Source organism: Candidatus Neptunochlamydia sp. REUL1, assembly GCF_963457595.1.
Taxonomy (GTDB): domain Bacteria; phylum Chlamydiota; class Chlamydiia; order Chlamydiales; family Simkaniaceae; genus Neptunichlamydia.
The window spans coordinates 1,822,883-1,838,442 of the sequence record NZ_OY735137.1 but is presented as its reverse complement, the minus strand read 5'-3'; the positions used below and the strand labels follow the sequence as shown (position 1 = coordinate 1,838,442).

The window sequence follows — 15,560 nt, the reverse complement described above, 5'->3', positions numbered from 1 at the left end:
TGAATGACATATTCGCTAGATTTTAGAAAAAAAGTTCTATCAATCCGAAGCAAAGAAAAATTAAGCTTTGCCCAAGTAGCAAGACGCTTTGGAGTAAGTGTAAATAGTGTGTTTCTCTGGTCTAAGAGGTTAGAGCCGAGGCGCACTAAAATCAGACCTGCAATAAAGATTGATAGAGAGATCTTGATGGAGGATATCAAGAAATACCCTGATGCCTTCAACTATGAACGAGCACATCGTCTCAACGTAAGCACTTCAGGCATTCGGTGTGCCATGAAGAGGTTAAGAATTAGCTATAAAAAAAACGCTCAACCATCCCAAGGCCTGCGAAACAAAAAGACAAATCTTTCAAGGAAAAATCGCAGAATATAAACGTTTGGGAAAGCCAATTGTATATATTGATGAAAGCGGGTTTGCCCATGATATGCCCCGCACCCACGGTTACTCCAAAATAGGACAGCGATGTTTTGGCACTCATGATTGGGGAGCAAAAGGAAGAACAAATGCAATAGGGGCATTACTTGGAACAAGCCTCCTTACACTTGCGTTATTCGAGTGCAATATTAATACAGAGGCCTTTTCCATTTGGGCAGAGGAGGACTTGCTACCGAAACTTCCCTCTGAAAGTATTCTGGTTATGGATAATGCTTCATTCCATAAAAGCAAATCTATGCAAGAGAAGATCCAGGCTGCAGGCCATACCTTGGAGTATCTTCCTCCCTATTCTCCTGATCTAAACCCTATTGAACACAAGTGGGCACAGGCAAAGTCTAAGCGAAGAAAATATCAATGTGGAATAGACGAACTTTTCAAGGAGCACTGCCTATAACTAATTTAAGTCACTTTAGCTATATCTTTCATTCCTATAGATGAATTTTTTTATTTTAATTATAAGCAATGCTCCTGGAAAAGTTGTTCTATACTCTGTAAAAATCATCGGATGGTTTCAGAAATTTCTTAAGCCGTTTCTTAAACTCCACAGCATATTGATGAATCCACCTCATAATTGTTGTGTGACAAACAGAAAAAATGCTTCCATTTGAATGGGTTATCCTCGATATAAGAATCTCTTATTTTGACCTCTCACCTGACACATGAAAAATTCAATTTTACAGAAGACAAGCGTTTTTTGCACCAGAACCGCCTGATCTCACTGAAACGGAAGCAGCCTTGAGTAAACCTTTCTTCGTAGAAAATTTTTGAACCAGAACCATGTTTTCCACCTTATAAATTAAGTTTTTTGGTACCCTATTCTGTATGAGAAAAAAACTTCTTATTACAATTTCTTCCTGTTTGATCTTGGCAGTGGCTGCAATTGGTCACATCTACTACCACCAGGAAGATATGCTATTCCAAAAAGCCACGCTTTCGGAGGATTATGTCTTCAACTTCGAAGAGCTTTTTGAAGAATTATTTCTTGATACCGCTGAAGGCGCTCGTATCAATGCCCTCTATTTTAAAACCCAAAACCCGAAAGGGGTTGTCCTTTACTTCCATGGACGTGGAGGCAACCTTTCCGGAAACTGGGGCAAGGTCTCACAAGAATTCACCTCACGTGGCTACGATCTCTTCGTAATGGATTACCGTGGTTTTGGAAAAAGCAAGGGAAAACTAAGCGAAAAGGCCCTCTGCCATGACGCAGATTATTGCTATAACTACCTCAATAATCTCTATCGAGAAGACCAAATCATCATTTATGGGCGCTCGCTTGGCACTGGAATTGCTACCTATGTCGCTTCTCATCACGACCCCAAAACCCTTGTTCTTGAAGCTCCCTATTTCAGTATTCTTGATCTTACACCGCGGCAAATCCCCTACGTTCCCAGGTTCCTTATCCCACCGCTTCTGAAATACCACTTCAGAACCGATCAGTGGATTGTCCGTGTTGATGCGCCTATTCTTATTTTCCACGGTACAAAGGATGAACTTATCCCCTATGACTCGAGCATCCGACTCCTTCGGCTTATTAAAGATAAACAGGATACTTCACTTATCTCCATTGAAAACGGAACACATAACCACCTTCGTTTCCACCCCAAATACCAAAATGCGCTTTCTATCGCCCTAGAGTGATTGTGCAAAATCCCTACTTATTGTAGACTTCTCCCCAATGCAAGATCTACCACAACAACCACCAGACTATGAAGTTGTGATTCCATTAGAACAAGGCAATCATGGCAGTGTCACGCAGGATGATTTGGAGTTTCAGGTTTTAGAAACACCTACTCCCCCCACGGCAAAACTAGAAGAGAAAGATCTCTTTAATCTAGCCCATTTCCTACACCGAAAATACGAAAAAGGATTCACATGGGCAGAACTCCCTCATATCATAGAGTCTATCCGAGTATTTGTGGGATCTAACACTGAAATGTGTTTGAAAGACAAGCGAAAGGCCGCAGTAGATACTGTTCATTATTTGATGGTAAGCCTGGATGCGCTCTACCTTCCTGAAAAAGCAACAGACCCTTTCTTTGAAGAACTCTTAGTCCCTTACATAGAAGTAGCTCTTGCTTTCCCTACAGAGAAAGCTCTTATTAAACCTTCTCGCCGCGAGGCTCTCACAAAAGAACTTTTAGTGGATTACGCGCAGCAGATCAAAATGCGGTTTGAAGAAGCAGGATTAACATGGGAAAACCTCTCACAAGCAACCCGCTATGCCGTCACCTATGTCTTGTCCTATGAAGGCTTAGGTAAGGAAGATCAAGTCGAGGGAGCCTTCAATATTGTAGAAACGATCCTGACCGAAACCGACCTGTCTCATTTTCCCGCTTACTATGATGACAAACTCTATAAAACCTTCTTGCGCAGCTTTATTGTGACGCAGCTCTCCACTCCATATGCCTAAATGTCTTTTCTATCTCCGGAGTAGTCAATTCAACTGAATCCAAATTGTTCTGAAGATTGGATAAGCATTCACCCTTAGGATATTGCCCAGCACGGGGGAGAGGAATATCACCCGTATCATGAATTGCAATCCCTAAGCTTAACTCATCATCACCCGAAACTCTAAAGCTATTGACTGTGGTTGCTAAATGCATCGGATGATTCAAAGATCCAAGAATTGACATATAGCCATGATATTTTAAGAATGTCGATAAAGCTGTCCCTTCCACAGAGCTCATTTTGTTGTACAAGAAACTGAAATCTTCCAAATGAAGCCCCATCTGAAATCCATCCTTTGGAAAACTCATCAAATTCTTAAGCGGGTTAAAGCACACTGTAAGCTTCGTTCCCATAAACATTCTCGAATAGGCCATATCTCCCCAGCCTCCTTTAGTAACCGAATCTGTTGAACCAACTAAAGGACTTTTGAATGTAATTTCATAGGTGTATGGACTATCCATATGCTGTTCCACTACTGCAATCTGATCGAGAGGAATCAGCTAGCGGTTCTAGATCCCCCAAATTTGTGTCTCTCCTAGGGAGAGGTCTGTCCAAATGGACGGAATTTTCCATTTCTAAACACTTACAAACTACAAAACCTATCAAAAAGCACCTGTTTTTTCGAACTCAAAAGTTTTACATCCTGAAACTTCTGAGTCTCTTTGGTTCTAAACAGCCTCATAATTGTAATGGTACAACATTACAAAAATTACAGGTCAATAGAAAAACTCAACCTTTTTATTATTAATGAAATAGAGACTTAAGTATTGGGGAAAGATGCTTTTGAATATCCTCTTTTTTCACCTCAATAACCTGGCCAGATAGGTCTTTTGTTTCCCAAAGCTCTAGTGCATCACTCCCTTGAAATCGAAAGGTACACTTATGCTTATCATCAAGAATGAAGAACTCTTGAGGTGCACGTGCTCCATTAAACCGCGCTGATACGATGTAAGGTTTCCGCTCTTCTTTGAAAATAGACTCTCCATCGAATATATCAAAAGGTTGATCCCCTAATAAGTAGTCTAGAACTGTAGGCAGCATATCAACCTGAGAGACTTTCAATTGATCAAGATCGAGATCTGAAGCCCTCTGATTATTTCCAAGCTTCATATAAATAGGAGGCTCAGTCTGCATACTACTTAGGTGAGAGGCATGAAATAGCTGTCCTTCCTCGAAAAACTCCTCACCATGATCTCCAGTAAAAAGGATTACACCTTCATTATAAAGATCCCGCTCTTTCAATTTTTCTATAACCCGACCGAAGAGAGAATCCATATAGTGAATTGAATTGCGATAACGGTTTTTAATGAGTTCAATGTTCTTTATTGAATTCGACATTCTCAGATGGGTTTTTTCTGAGCTGAACGGCATAAAGGGGGTGAAGTAATCTTTTGGCCAGCTATAATTAAAGTGGGTGGATTCGATAAAAAAAATAAAGACATTCCCCTCTTTTGCCCATTTTTTATCAGAATCCACCAAAAACTTTTCTACAGCCTTCTGATCCGAATCACATGCTTCTACAGGATAGTAGTGAGGATAGACATTGTAGGAGTCCGCCAAGTAATGATTCTTTCCAAACATCACAGGAGCCATCCCATAATAGTTGAGTTGTGCGGCTGAATAGATATGGATGTGATATCCCAGTTTTTTCAATACCTGCAGGGGAATGCTCCCAGACTGCCGTGTTTCCTTTGCTTCCGCCCAATGGAAGGGATAATTTCCACTAAAAATCGAATACCAGGAATCTTGCGTACAATTGGCATTTGAATAGGTTTTTCCAAATACAATATTTTCCTTTCGAAACTCGTGAATGTTTTTAGCAGTCTCTTCAGTCATGAAATCTTCTCTAAGACTTTCTACAACAAACAGGTAGATATTAGGTTTATCCCTCACACTCATGGGAACAGAGTGGACTTTCTTCAACAGTTCAGCCTCTCCCATCAGTGATTTTAGAGGTTTCTCCATGTGAAGGATGAGTGCATCTTGAGAAATTAATGTCGATTTCCATGGAAGAATTCGTTGATAGTAATGATATTCGTGGGTGTCTATTTGGGGTGTAATTGTTAAATCCAGCGCCAAAAGACCAATCGGCAAGCAAAAAAGGGTCTTCATCAGACCTCTATGGGTGATTTTCATGGGCTTTTTAGCCAGTTTTCCCGTTAGCCCATATAAAATCATGGCAAGCAATGGGATAATTATCACAACTCCTGCAGCCAAAAAAAGCCATGTTTGGATTGTAATCCCTGTGATATGAAGAAGTTCAATAAAATTCTCCATGCTTTCACCAAGCACCCAGAAAATCCCGTAAAAAACCGAAATATCCATAAACCGAAGTAAAACAAAGTCCACTAAATGAAGAGCTAGAAACAAAAAGCACAGGCTTACAAATCCGTAGTAAAAGACTTTTGGAAGATACGTTTTGATTACATTTCCAATAAAGACTAAGGTCAAAACCTCTAACATGTTCTCAATCAAAGCATAACACAAAAAGAAAATAGGAGAAACCGTCCACTCATGCTCGAGAGAGATCACATGATATACATTGAGACTAAGCATTCCAAAAAGCAGAAGAGCAAAATAATATGGGTTAATCAGTAATGCTTTTTGCCAAAAAGAATTGGAAGACTTTCCCCCTTCCATTGATTACCCCGACCACTTTTATTTTCTCGCCTATATCCTCCTTCTGGCAAAACCTACTCACTTTGTCAATTGCTTTTTATTTATTTTTACTTATGTTGAACAGAATGAACCTTGAAAAATATATTCAGACTTCAGGACCTTTGTTTGAAAAAGTTCAAAAAGAGGCGCTCTTTAAAGACGCAAAGACTTTTGTCGATGCCACTCCTAAGTCTGACCCTAAGCTAATTCTCAAAACCTTTAACAATGAAAAAGATAAAGATAATTTCAATCTTAAATCCTTTGTAACAACCCACTTTTCCCTGCCGAAGGAAGTTGAAGAATCCATTCCCAAAGCCTCGAATATGAAGGATTATATCTGGAAAATGTGGGACGTCTTGCTAAAAGAAATGAAAGCCCCGTCTCCCTATAGCTCGCTTATCTCACTCCCTAATCCTCATATTGTTCCCGGAGGTCGATTCCGCGAATGCTTCTATTGGGATAGTTATTTCACAGCCCTGGGACTCCTAGTCAGTGGACAGGTGTCTTTGATCAAAGATATGGTTGAGAATTTCGCCTTCTTGATTCAAGAGCTTGGCTTCATTCCAAATGGAAACAGGGTCTATTTTGCTTCTCGATCGCAACCCCCATACTTTTCCTTTCTTTTGACTCTTCTCTACGATGCTGGGGAAAAAGAATTCGCTCTATCCTACTATCCTTATCTGGAGAAGGAATACCGCTACTGGATGGAGCATGCACATACCTTGAAAGATGGGACACGCCTCAACCACTACTTTGATGCCCTTAATATTCCTCGCCCTGAAGCCTACAAGAGGGAGACTGAGCTTTCAAAAACCTCAAATCACCCCGAGTTCTTCCGCAATCTTCGTGCTGCTTGCGCTTCGGGTTGGGATTTCAGTTCCCGTTGGCTAGGAAATCAACAAGAATTCTCCAGTATTTGGGCTCTCGATATTCTTCCCATTGATCTGAATTGCCTCCTTTATCACATGGAAGAAACCCTTATCCGTTTTTCGGCAGACCTTCACATAGAGCAAACGGGCTATTCAAAAGCTGCAGCACTTAGAAAAACTGCCATTCAGAGAATTTTTTGGAAGGATGGATTCTACTTTGACTATCATTTCCCTTTGCAAGAGCATACTCCTACCTATTCCCTTGCCGCAGCAACCCCTCTCTTTGTCAAGGTTGCGACAGAGGATCAGGCAAGCGCCGTTGCCAAAAAACTTGAAAAAGATTTTCTTTTGGATGGCGGCTTTGTCACCTCCCTTACCGAAGGTACGCATCAGTGGGATATGCCGAATGGTTGGGCTCCCCTTGAGTGGATTACCATCAAGGGACTTCTCAACTATGGCTACACAGACTTAGCACTAGAAGGTGCCCGCCGCTGGCTTGCACTCAATGAAAAGATCTTCAACGAAAAAGAAACTCTTCTTGAAAAATATAACGTCCGTGAATGCACAGCTAATGTCTCTCGTGGAGAGTATGAACTGCAACAAGGATTTGGTTGGACCAACGGTGTTGCTTTAAAACTTATGGAGCTCCTTGATGGATTTGAAAATCAAAAATAAAAAAGCCCTCATTCTAGGGTCGTCTACAGGTCTTGGCTTTGCCATTGCAAAAGCCCTTTCAGAAGAAGGCGTCCATGTTGCCATTACCTCTCATGAATTTTCTTGAGCCAAAGAAGCCGCAGATAAACTCCCTAACGCCACACCTTATGCATGTGATCTTTTGGCAAAAGATGCCGGGAAGACTATTGTTGAAAGCGTTGGCCCCATTGATATCCTTGTCACAAATGCAGGAGGTCCCCCTAAAAAGAATTTCCTCGAATTGAGCTCCTCTGATTGGGAAAATGGATATCATAATCTCTGGATGTCAGCTATTCAAGCGATCCACACGGCCCTTCCTCACATGCAAAAACAGAAGTGGGGACGCATCATCCTCTCTACGTCCTCTTCATCAAAACAACCAATTCCTGAGCTTACGATCTCAAATGCCTACCGACCTGGCCTTTTAGGAGTCATGAAAACTGTTGCAGCGGAAGTTGCTAGCGATAGCATCACAGTGAATGCCATTATGCCTGGATCCATCCATACGCGCCGAATGGAGGAGTTAAAAGTTCCAATCGAAGAACTTGCAGAGCTGGTTCCCGCTAAACGACTCGACACGCCCGAAGAATTTCGCTGCCCTGGCGACTTTTCTTGCTTTCGAACCTGCCACCTATATCACCGGTCAAGCCATTGCCTGCGATAGTGGCCTCATCAGAGGAATTTAGACAAGAACACTGCCGTTGCTTGTGAAACATTAAGGGAGTCAATCGATCCTTGCATCGGAATCATCACGTGGAAATCTGAATTTTTTGAGAGAAGAGGCTGTATTCCACTTCCCTCAGCCCCCATGATTAATAAGGTTTGAATCGGAAACTCAAAAGAAGAAAGAGAATGAGCACCAGGGGCAACTTCCGCTGCTACCGAAAAATAGCCTCCCGTCTGGAATTTCTTTAGAGTATCAGCTAGGTTCGATACTGGCATTAAAGGAACGATTTCAGAAGCACCTACGCTTGCTTTACTCACCACAGGGGTCAGAGCTACGTTGCGGTTCTTAGAATAAATCACCGCGTCTACACCAAAACATTCGGCAGCGCGAAGGATCGTTCCAAAATTCTGTGGATCATTGATCGAGTCGACCATCAAAACAATGCTCTTCTCAGGCGCCGTTTTTAGAAACTCTTTAGGAAGTAAAAACTCTCTTTCCTTCACTTCTGCAATAATCCCTTGATGGGATTCTGAACCTGCCATCGCACTAAGCTTTTGTTTTGAAACAACGGTTACATCAATTCCTAAGTGATTCTCTTTTTTATAGGAATAGACTCTAATCAGTCGCTCAGGGTTCCTCTTCGCCACTTCTTCTATGGCATGTTTTCCCATAATTATTCTCATCGCCTAAACTCACTTTCAATAATGATATTTTTCTTCGGTCCTGAAATCGAGTAGCGCGTCAAAAAGCTATTCGAATTAACCCAATTCCACTGAAGGAAATACGAGTCGCTTTTGCACTCAGCATGCCCTTTGAGTTCCCCATCAATAATAGGGAGCGTCATAAAAAGACGCCTATCTTCCTCTTGATAAAAATAAATCAAAACCTGCTCTGGCTTAAAATGATACCGGTAAAACTTTGTGGCAAACAGAAGTTCTTCGTGCTGCGTTTCATGACACATTTGTTCCTGATATAGGAGTTGATTTCCTTCATAAATATCGAAGAATCCACTCCCCCACATTCTCCCTTTAGGCGTTCCATCCAAGGCTGAAATCTCTCGCTGGATCTTCCACTTTCCGATCAAATCTTCTTTCTTCATGTAAAGAGTGTAACACCTTTTAGAAGTATAATGGAAGTTTGATTTGTCGCTAAATAAAAAATTAGATATAAGGATATAGATCTAAACTTTAACCCCAAGGAACCAATTATGGAAGTCCTCGTTGTAGTCTCTAAAGTCAAAAAAATGATTAAAGAAAAATCTGGAATGAACACCTCTGCATCTGCAATGGAGGCTCTAACCCAAATTGTTCACAGCGCGTGTGAAAAAGCAGTGAGCAACGCTCAAGCTGATGGGAGAAAAACTGTCATGGATCGCGATTTTGAAGCTTAAGCTTTTATTTCTCTTATGTTTTTTAAGCCCCTCCTTTTTGCTTCCTCAATTGCAATTAGGATTGCAGGAGCTTCAGGGGCTGGAAAAACAACTCTTGCTACAAAAATGATGAAACAATTCTTGTTTCTGGGGAATTCCTCTATTGAACTGTGAGTGAAGGAGCACTAGACTACGCGATTCGGATGGACACGCCATCATGGGGGCAAAGCGATTCATATGCTCAGGGAAATATCGAGCGAGCAAAGTTTAATTGGGAACCAGGCTACCGCTTTGCTGTTGGTTATTACCGCGCCCTTAATTTTTGGGAAGTCGATTTTGAGTAGACCTATATCCATCTGGAGGGGCATAACAGGGCCGAGCGCCCACCAGTAAATGAGAACCGATTCATTACAGGAACCTACCCTCAGGTTTTTCCAGCCCCTGTGGATCATACAACAAGTCATATTTACCTCCATTACAAAATGGCAGAACTCATGGCTCACCGAGTCTTTCACCCTTTTGGTAACCCGCACCTGCGCATGAATCTTCTTGGAGGCTTGACGGGAGTATGGCTCCATCAGGGATGGAAGGTACGTTATTTCGACGCAGAGCTCAATAATACGATGATTAATAATCGATGGAAATACTGGGGATTTGGACTGCGCGGAGGACTTAGCTTCGATTGGTTTTGGGGACGTGACTTCTACGCTACCGGAAAAATGACCACTGCTCTTGTCGTCGGGCACTATCAAAACCATGCCAAACAAGAAACCAGTGTGATCCCTCAGCCTGGAGACAACCCAGCAGTCCCTATTCGAGACGTACGCTACGATGACTACAGAGTCTCCTATACACTGCAGTTTCTTCTCGGTCCTTCTTATCAGAAGAGCTTTACTTCGTGGAGAATGGAGGTTTTTACTGGGTATAAAATGTCAATCTGGAGCAATCTTCAAGAAGTCTTCCGCTCGACAAGTGCACCTGCCGACCAAGCAAAACAGACGTGGCTAGACACGGGCCTTGTCGCTCTACACGGTCTGACAACACGAGCCACCTTCAATTTTTAAAGAGTGATGCCGGTCTCTACGCAAAAAGCCCTGGTCAAATAATTCTTAATCAGAAATAGTCCGAATAAAGACTAATTATATGGTGCTGCGCATGAAAAAGGCTCTCATTATTATTTTCGGAATTATTGTTGTTTTAATTCTTGGAGGAATCCTTGTGTGGAATATGCTTCCTACAATTATTTCTCACAAATTATCGAAAGAAGCAGGAGTATCTGTTACGATTGGAGACATTCAAGTTAGCCCATCTAGCGTTCGAGTTGACTCAATTCGAGTGGGAAACCCACCTGAATATAAAAAGACGCCTCGCGCTCTTTCAGTAGATGAATTGGGTATCAATGTCCCTCTCACTCGCTTCTTTGATGATAATATTGTAATTGATGAAATGACAATGGATGATGTTTATGTGGGTCTAGCGTTTGATTCTTCCAGAAGTAAGAATGGGAACTGGACAATAATTATGAATAATATGAGCAAGTCTACTAGTGACGAAAAAGCTAAGGCAAAGAAGAGTGGAAAATCAACTTCGGTCCTTATTAAAAAGCTCATTATTACAGATCTTAAGATCGAGCTTGCCTATAAGGCTGCTGGAAAAGCCAACCAAAAGCTGCGACCCATTGATCGGATCGAGCTGACAAATATTAGTAGCGAAGGCGGCATTCCCACCTCACAAATCATGAATATCGTCATGCAAGAAACACTTCGCAATATCTTCAGTAAAGAAGGTCTTCAAAATATGCTTGAAGGTGTCCTGGACCCAAGTGATTCAAGAGGAGGTGTTATGGATTCCATAAAAGGGCTTTTCTCTGATGTCATTCTTCTTGATAACGATTGGGAAAAGTATGAAGTGGAGTTTGAAGAAGCTCAGTGAGAGAAATCTATATCATTCGTCATGGAGAAACGGAGTGGGCTCGAGATGGAAAACATACGGGCCTAACCGATATTCCTCTTACAGACACGGGGGAATACCAGGCTGCCTCTTTAGGGAGACGCATAGAGTCTATTAAGTTTAGCCACATTTTTTCAAGCCCTCTTAAACGAGCACTTGACACCTGCAAAATCTGCGGATTTGATCCTCAAATTGATAAAGACCTTGTAGAAGTAGACTATGGTGCTTACGAAGGACTGACTTCCAAGGAAATTCATGAAACAAACCCAAAGTGGAATGTCTTTACTTATGGTGCACCAAATGGAGAGTCTATTGAAGCACTCCTAGCCCGTGCAAATAAATTCATAAAAAAAATAGAGGGATTAGAAGGAAAAATCGCTGTCTTTACTAGTGGTCATTTTTCACGTGCCTTTGTTACCCAGTGGCTTGAACTTCCAATCGATAGTTCAAGACGTTTTTCCCTTGCCACAGCATCACTTTCTATTTTAGGATATGAACATACTAAACGAGCCTTAAAGCTTTGGAACGACACATCTCACTATAATAGGAAGAGCAAATGAAACAAGAAATTATAGACAAATTACGTGCAGATCTCCGTGCCCTTCATGACGATTGGGAGATGCTCCTTTCTCAAGATATTATCGCAAATGACCCAAAATTTCTTGAGAAAATTGCTGCTGATATTCAAAGGCTCGATACCGATGCGACTATTGCACTTAAAGCAACAAAATTAAAAGAGCAGGCTGAAGTGGTTCACTTTGCTCTTTCAACTCCTTGGGGTGCCCCCTTTATTGGAGAAACAACACTTATCGATGCTGCCCGCAGCTACGACTCAAAGAATTCCGATTCTCCACTTAAACATCTTCTCTCTGCCTTCATCCAGTATGGACACCGCAAGAAGGTTCCTCTTTTTCACGTCCTCGACGAGATTACTGACGAACTAGATAGCGCTTCTAAGTCCTAGCGATTTGCTTCAAACGATTAAGAAGAAGGATATTTTGCTTCAACTTTGGAGTGCATAAGACAAGCACCTCTGCGTAACCATCACGCTCAGCAATACGAAGTCCTTCGTACAGATTAGTAGACTTTAACTGAAAGTGAACTCCATCACTTACCAAAGACGGTTCATCGCTCATAATCAATCGCTTACTTTTTGAACTGAGCTTAAGATAAATCTTCATTTCTTCCCACGAAGAGAAAAGGCGAACGGCACTACGCATTTTGGTAAGATTTGAGTTCCCATTTAAAACCAAAGCCAGGGGATGAACCGGCACTTTTCTATTGAGCACTCGCTCAATTTCTTTCTGAGGAATCACGCCAAAACGATACAGAGTTGGACACGCTGGATCTTCTAAAGAGATTAAAGTTGATTCCATTCCAAATCTCGTTTGCCCTCCATCAACCAAACCTTCAATTTTCCCATTAAAATCTTCAAGCACATGGCTAGCCCTAGTAGGACTCGGTTTCCCTGACTGGTTAGCAGAAGGAGCTGCAAGGGGACAACCTGTTAATTCAATCAACCGGCGGGCAATAGGGTCCGAAGAAATTCGGACTGCAATAGTCTTCTTTCCGCCAGTAATGAGACTCGATAGGTTCGGACTCTTTTTCAAAATGAGAGTGAGTGGGCCAGGAAGAAACTCTTTAGCAAGAGCATGAGCCTCTAGAGGGATATCTGCTGCAACAAATTGGAGCTGACTAAAGTTGGCAATATGAACCGAAAGTGAGCGGTCTTGAGGGCGCTCCTTAACCTGATAAAGTCTCTTCAAAGCTCCTTCATTTAAGACTGTCGCCCCGAGCCCATAAACAGTTTCAGAAGGAAAAGCAACAAGCCCCCCCTGCTGCAGTTTTCGTGCTGCACTCTCAAGCTTAGCCGAAGAGCACCCAAGATCCTCGCGATTTACCGGTCCAAAGTATTCGGTGTACATGTGTTCCCATTCACTAACAATTTAGTCAAAGCATTATTACCATTTTACAATTTAAATACAACCCCTGATTGATTTTGTACTTTCTCTTGCAATTTCCCAAAAAATGGTTACAATGGGGGAATGGAAAAACAAGCATTAAAAAAAATTGGATTAGTTGTCCTCATTTATGCACTCTTTGTATTCTCAGGAGGCGTTATGGGTTTTGCAATGAAGCAAAGCATCCCATCTTTAGTCATGGGGAGCCTATTTGGTCTATCACTTCTTTATTTAAGTGTTAAAATTATGACCTTTCATCGGTGGGGATTAATGACTGCAATCGTGCTAATTCTTCTTCTCGACGCATTCTTCTCTTATCGATTTGTCATTACTCAGACACTTTTTCCTGCTGGAGCAATGCTCCTTCTCACGACCGCGACCCTTGTTTTTTTAATGTTTATTCTCAAAAAATTAGGACCCGTAGCCAAAAGTCGTAAGCAGATGTGAACGTCTCTTTTGAAAAAGCTTTTTGTTTTTTCGATTAAAGTCTTGCTTCCACCGCCCTACCTGTCCCTTGTTAAACGTCTTCGTCCCTCCAAAGAGCTCCTCAATGACCTTTTCAAACATTTCATCACTAATCTGAATCCCCAAAAAAGTTAGAAGTTTTTTTATCTCTATTCGTTGAGCACTAGAGTCCCTCCTCCCTTCGGTCCAGTGAGGTTTTCAAACCGACAGGTAAAGGTTTCAGGATTGTATGCATGTTTTGCTGCTGCCTCATACGGGCTGAGAGGAAAGTAAATTAAGGTTGGGTGGATTCCAGAAACCTCTGATTGTTAACTATACCCTCGAATCACGTACTCTATTTGCCTGCCTATCCCAAGCTCTCGAAAATGGGTCTTTGCTTCGTTTGGCAAATTGCGAATATCTTCATCTATTCCATCTGCTTGCCCAGACGCGACATATCGAATCCATGACAGACAGACATCGCGTGGATCTCGCACCAGAAGAACCCTTTTCTGGTAACACTCCATTAATTCTTCGGACGCATAAAACTCATCGGTGTAATAAGTCGGGTAGTGCCCTTCCTCGTCCACTAACTCTAGGAGCTTTTTTATCAGATGAGTCCCGGGCTTGGGAACGGTGACAATTACAATTTCCGTTCCACTTAAACCCAGCACCCACAAAATACTAATTGCTAATATAAAACTTCGCATAACTGTTGAATCTTACCACATATTATATTCAGCAGCAAACCACTATAAAGTTCTAGACAACCGATACAGAAAGGCCAAGTTGAGCTTTTGAAGCAGCCTAAAATGACGCTGTTTGGGATGGATTTATACTATTTCTGGAACCGACGCTCAACAACACCCCAGTCAATATTCTTGTAAAAGGCCTCAATATACCCTCCGCGATTGAGACCATACTCTGTAAGATAAGCATGCTCCCACACATCCATGATAGGAAGAAGTGTGCCTCATGATATTGTGTTCATCTACCCAAATATTATGGAGCTGCCCATCCGCAGGATCTTGATAAAGAATCACCCAGCCAATTCCCCGGATTATTTCTGTAGCAAAGAAGTTTTGTCTCCAATTTTCAAAGGAAGCAAAGTTCTCTACAATTTTGCGATAAAGCCTGCTCTTGGGTGACAAGGGCTGTTTCCCCCCAAGGTTCTCGAAATAAAGCTCATGAAGAACCATCCCATCGAACTCCCAGCCAAAGCGTCTTTTTAAAGCGCCGTAGGCAATCGTTTTTTCATCCATCTTTTGAGAGACTGAGCCAAGGCGTTGGTGTTTTTGATGTACCCTTGATAGAGCATAAAGTGCATTTCGAGCACCGAATCATTGATTCCATCCAATTTCCCTAGTAAGTAAGGGAAATTTTTTAATTTGATAGCTCCTGCCAAAAAGAGATCCGAAAAAAACAAAGAATAGGTAAATTTAAAAAAATTTAATATATTCAAACTAAAATTTTAATTATTATGTTACTTAATAGAAACAGTTTACTAAAACTTATATTTTTGTTATAATATATTTATTAAAAAGTATCGATTAGGTGATAAATAATGGAAGCTAATACTTCGATAAGTGGTTCCAGCCATAGCTTTGTCTTGGTTCCTCATCTTATCCCCGCCGAAGGGAACGGTACCTCTACGCATAAAAACCATTTCAAAATTGCAAATGTTTTTCGTCATCATGTGACTGATCCAGACAAAATTGCACCCTATGAGGTCGCTGGATTTCCTAATTACCCTGGAGGCTCAAACCTTCTATATTTACCTATCGATATCTATTATACTCTTAAATCACTAGGCCATTCAATTGACCATGGAGACACAGAAGAGATTTGTGACACCTCAGCTCGATTGCTAGGTGTACCTGCAAATTTCGTAAGTGCAGCCGGGTTTCTTGTGAGTTATGGGATCAGGTTTGGAATTATTCCAGCAAGTGTCCTTTTGCTTCTTCCCATTGCCTATGGTGCAGGAATCGCCCTTTGTATAATTGAAGGAGCAGTAGATGCCTGGTCTTTAAATCGACAACACAAGTTTGAAAGTCAGTTTGATTTTG

General features: G+C 41.6%; 21 protein-coding genes and 1 pseudogene. 14 read left to right on the top strand and 8 right to left on the bottom strand.

Annotated features, from left to right (window positions below; all coding sequences use genetic code 11):
* The first annotated feature begins 3 nt into the window (after positions 1 to 3).
* The 4 genes from R2I63_RS09835 to R2I63_RS09820 all read left to right on the top strand — a co-directional run bounded on the left by R2I63_RS09835 (position 4) and on the right by R2I63_RS09820 (position 2,845).
* On the top strand, positions 4 to 372 hold the full coding sequence (locus tag R2I63_RS09835) for an IS630 transposase-related protein (RefSeq protein ID WP_316357341.1): 369 nt from the start codon (positions 4 to 6) through the stop codon (positions 370 to 372).
* A complete protein-coding gene (locus R2I63_RS09830; RefSeq protein ID WP_316359810.1) occupies positions 296 to 829 on the top strand; it encodes an IS630 family transposase in 534 nt (177 codons plus the stop codon). The genes R2I63_RS09835 and R2I63_RS09830 overlap by 77 nt, the downstream gene beginning before the upstream one ends.
* A gap of 428 nt (positions 830 to 1,257) precedes the next feature.
* The gene (locus R2I63_RS09825) at positions 1,258 to 2,073 is read left to right on the top strand and encodes an alpha/beta hydrolase (RefSeq protein ID WP_316357337.1); all 816 of its coding nucleotides are present in this window, start codon (positions 1,258 to 1,260) and stop codon (positions 2,071 to 2,073) included.
* A 37-nt stretch (positions 2,074 to 2,110) separates the two neighbouring features.
* The gene (locus R2I63_RS09820; RefSeq protein WP_316357336.1) at positions 2,111 to 2,845 is read left to right on the top strand and encodes a hypothetical protein; all 735 of its coding nucleotides are present in this window, start codon (positions 2,111 to 2,113) and stop codon (positions 2,843 to 2,845) included.
* Here R2I63_RS09820 and R2I63_RS09815 read toward each other — a convergent pair.
* On the bottom strand, positions 2,811 to 3,344 hold the full coding sequence (locus R2I63_RS09815; RefSeq protein ID WP_316357334.1) for a hypothetical protein: 534 nt from the start codon (positions 3,342 to 3,344) through the stop codon (positions 2,811 to 2,813). The genes R2I63_RS09820 and R2I63_RS09815 overlap by 35 nt on opposite strands.
* A gap of 283 nt (positions 3,345 to 3,627) precedes the next feature.
* Positions 3,628 to 5,523: a sulfatase-like hydrolase/transferase gene (locus R2I63_RS09810; protein ID WP_316357332.1), complete on the bottom strand. Its 1,896-nt coding sequence runs from the start codon at positions 5,521 to 5,523 to the stop codon at positions 3,628 to 3,630.
* 104 nt (positions 5,524 to 5,627) lie between these two features.
* On the opposite strand from R2I63_RS09810, the gene R2I63_RS09805 reads away from it, so the two are divergent.
* The 3 genes from R2I63_RS09805 to R2I63_RS09795 are packed head-to-tail and all read left to right on the top strand — an operon-like array spanning position 5,628 to position 7,767.
* A complete protein-coding gene (locus R2I63_RS09805) occupies positions 5,628 to 7,085 on the top strand; it encodes a trehalase family glycosidase (RefSeq protein ID WP_316357330.1) in 1,458 nt (485 codons plus the stop codon).
* Positions 7,063 to 7,191 (top strand): hypothetical protein, encoded by a 129-nt coding sequence (locus tag R2I63_RS09800; protein ID WP_316357327.1) that lies wholly within the window; start codon positions 7,063 to 7,065, stop codon positions 7,189 to 7,191. The genes R2I63_RS09805 and R2I63_RS09800 overlap by 23 nt, the downstream gene beginning before the upstream one ends.
* Positions 7,192 to 7,245: 54 nt before the next feature.
* Positions 7,246 to 7,767 (top strand): SDR family NAD(P)-dependent oxidoreductase, encoded by a 522-nt coding sequence (locus R2I63_RS09795; protein WP_316357325.1) that lies wholly within the window; start codon positions 7,246 to 7,248, stop codon positions 7,765 to 7,767.
* Between the two features lie 8 nt (positions 7,768 to 7,775).
* Here the strand turns inward: R2I63_RS09795 and rlmB are convergent, their stop codons facing one another.
* Entirely contained in the window at positions 7,776 to 8,453 is a 678-nt protein-coding gene (rlmB, locus tag R2I63_RS09790; protein WP_316357322.1) for a 23S rRNA (guanosine(2251)-2'-O)-methyltransferase RlmB, read from the bottom strand.
* Positions 8,450 to 8,869: a DUF6314 family protein gene (locus R2I63_RS09785; protein WP_316357321.1), complete on the bottom strand. Its 420-nt coding sequence runs from the start codon at positions 8,867 to 8,869 to the stop codon at positions 8,450 to 8,452. The genes rlmB and R2I63_RS09785 overlap by 4 nt, the downstream gene beginning before the upstream one ends.
* Before the next feature lie 108 nt (positions 8,870 to 8,977).
* Here R2I63_RS09785 and R2I63_RS09780 point away from each other — a divergent pair, with 108 nt between their 5' ends.
* The 6 genes from R2I63_RS09780 (at position 8,978) to R2I63_RS09755 (ending at position 12,053) form a co-directional block, all read left to right on the top strand.
* The gene (locus tag R2I63_RS09780; RefSeq protein ID WP_316357318.1) at positions 8,978 to 9,160 is read left to right on the top strand and encodes a hypothetical protein; all 183 of its coding nucleotides are present in this window, start codon (positions 8,978 to 8,980) and stop codon (positions 9,158 to 9,160) included.
* A 149-nt stretch (positions 9,161 to 9,309) separates the two neighbouring features.
* Entirely contained in the window at positions 9,310 to 9,483 is a 174-nt protein-coding gene (locus R2I63_RS09775; RefSeq protein WP_316357316.1) for a hypothetical protein, read from the top strand.
* A gap of 99 nt (positions 9,484 to 9,582) precedes the next feature.
* On the top strand, positions 9,583 to 10,203 hold the full coding sequence (locus tag R2I63_RS09770; RefSeq protein ID WP_316357315.1) for an Lpg1974 family pore-forming outer membrane protein: 621 nt from the start codon (positions 9,583 to 9,585) through the stop codon (positions 10,201 to 10,203).
* A 91-nt stretch (positions 10,204 to 10,294) separates the two neighbouring features.
* Complete coding sequence (locus R2I63_RS09765) at positions 10,295 to 11,071, top strand: DUF748 domain-containing protein (RefSeq protein WP_316357313.1); 777 nt, start codon at positions 10,295 to 10,297, stop codon at positions 11,069 to 11,071.
* The gene (locus R2I63_RS09760; protein WP_316357312.1) at positions 11,068 to 11,649 is read left to right on the top strand and encodes a histidine phosphatase family protein; all 582 of its coding nucleotides are present in this window, start codon (positions 11,068 to 11,070) and stop codon (positions 11,647 to 11,649) included. The genes R2I63_RS09765 and R2I63_RS09760 overlap by 4 nt, the downstream gene beginning before the upstream one ends.
* Complete coding sequence (locus tag R2I63_RS09755) at positions 11,646 to 12,053, top strand: hypothetical protein (RefSeq protein ID WP_316357310.1); 408 nt, start codon at positions 11,646 to 11,648, stop codon at positions 12,051 to 12,053. Before R2I63_RS09760 ends, R2I63_RS09755 begins: the two co-directional genes overlap by 4 nt.
* Here R2I63_RS09755 and R2I63_RS09750 read toward each other — a convergent pair.
* A complete protein-coding gene (locus R2I63_RS09750; RefSeq protein WP_316357308.1) occupies positions 12,043 to 13,014 on the bottom strand; it encodes an L-threonylcarbamoyladenylate synthase in 972 nt (323 codons plus the stop codon). The two genes, R2I63_RS09755 and R2I63_RS09750, sit on opposite strands and share 11 nt — an antisense overlap.
* A 120-nt stretch (positions 13,015 to 13,134) precedes the next feature.
* Between R2I63_RS09750 and R2I63_RS09745 the strand changes: the two genes are divergently transcribed.
* Positions 13,135 to 13,497 (top strand): TMEM14 family protein, encoded by a 363-nt coding sequence (locus tag R2I63_RS09745; protein ID WP_316357306.1) that lies wholly within the window; start codon positions 13,135 to 13,137, stop codon positions 13,495 to 13,497.
* A 326-nt stretch (positions 13,498 to 13,823) separates the two neighbouring features.
* Here R2I63_RS09745 and R2I63_RS09740 read toward each other — a convergent pair whose 3' ends face one another.
* The 3 genes and pseudogenes from R2I63_RS09740 to R2I63_RS10760 all read right to left on the bottom strand — a co-directional run.
* On the bottom strand, positions 13,824 to 14,174 hold the full coding sequence (locus R2I63_RS09740) for a hypothetical protein (RefSeq protein WP_316357304.1): 351 nt from the start codon (positions 14,172 to 14,174) through the stop codon (positions 13,824 to 13,826).
* A 158-nt stretch (positions 14,175 to 14,332) separates the two neighbouring features.
* Positions 14,333 to 14,449 carry a Fe-Mn family superoxide dismutase gene (locus R2I63_RS10765; RefSeq protein WP_445083644.1) on the bottom strand — a complete coding sequence of 39 codons (117 nt, stop codon included), beginning with the start codon at positions 14,447 to 14,449 and terminating at the stop codon, positions 14,333 to 14,335.
* 79 nt (positions 14,450 to 14,528) lie between these two features.
* Positions 14,529 to 14,693 (bottom strand): annotated as a pseudogene (locus R2I63_RS10760) (superoxide dismutase); the annotation flags it as partial.
* Between the last annotated feature and the right edge of the window lie 867 nt (positions 14,694 to 15,560).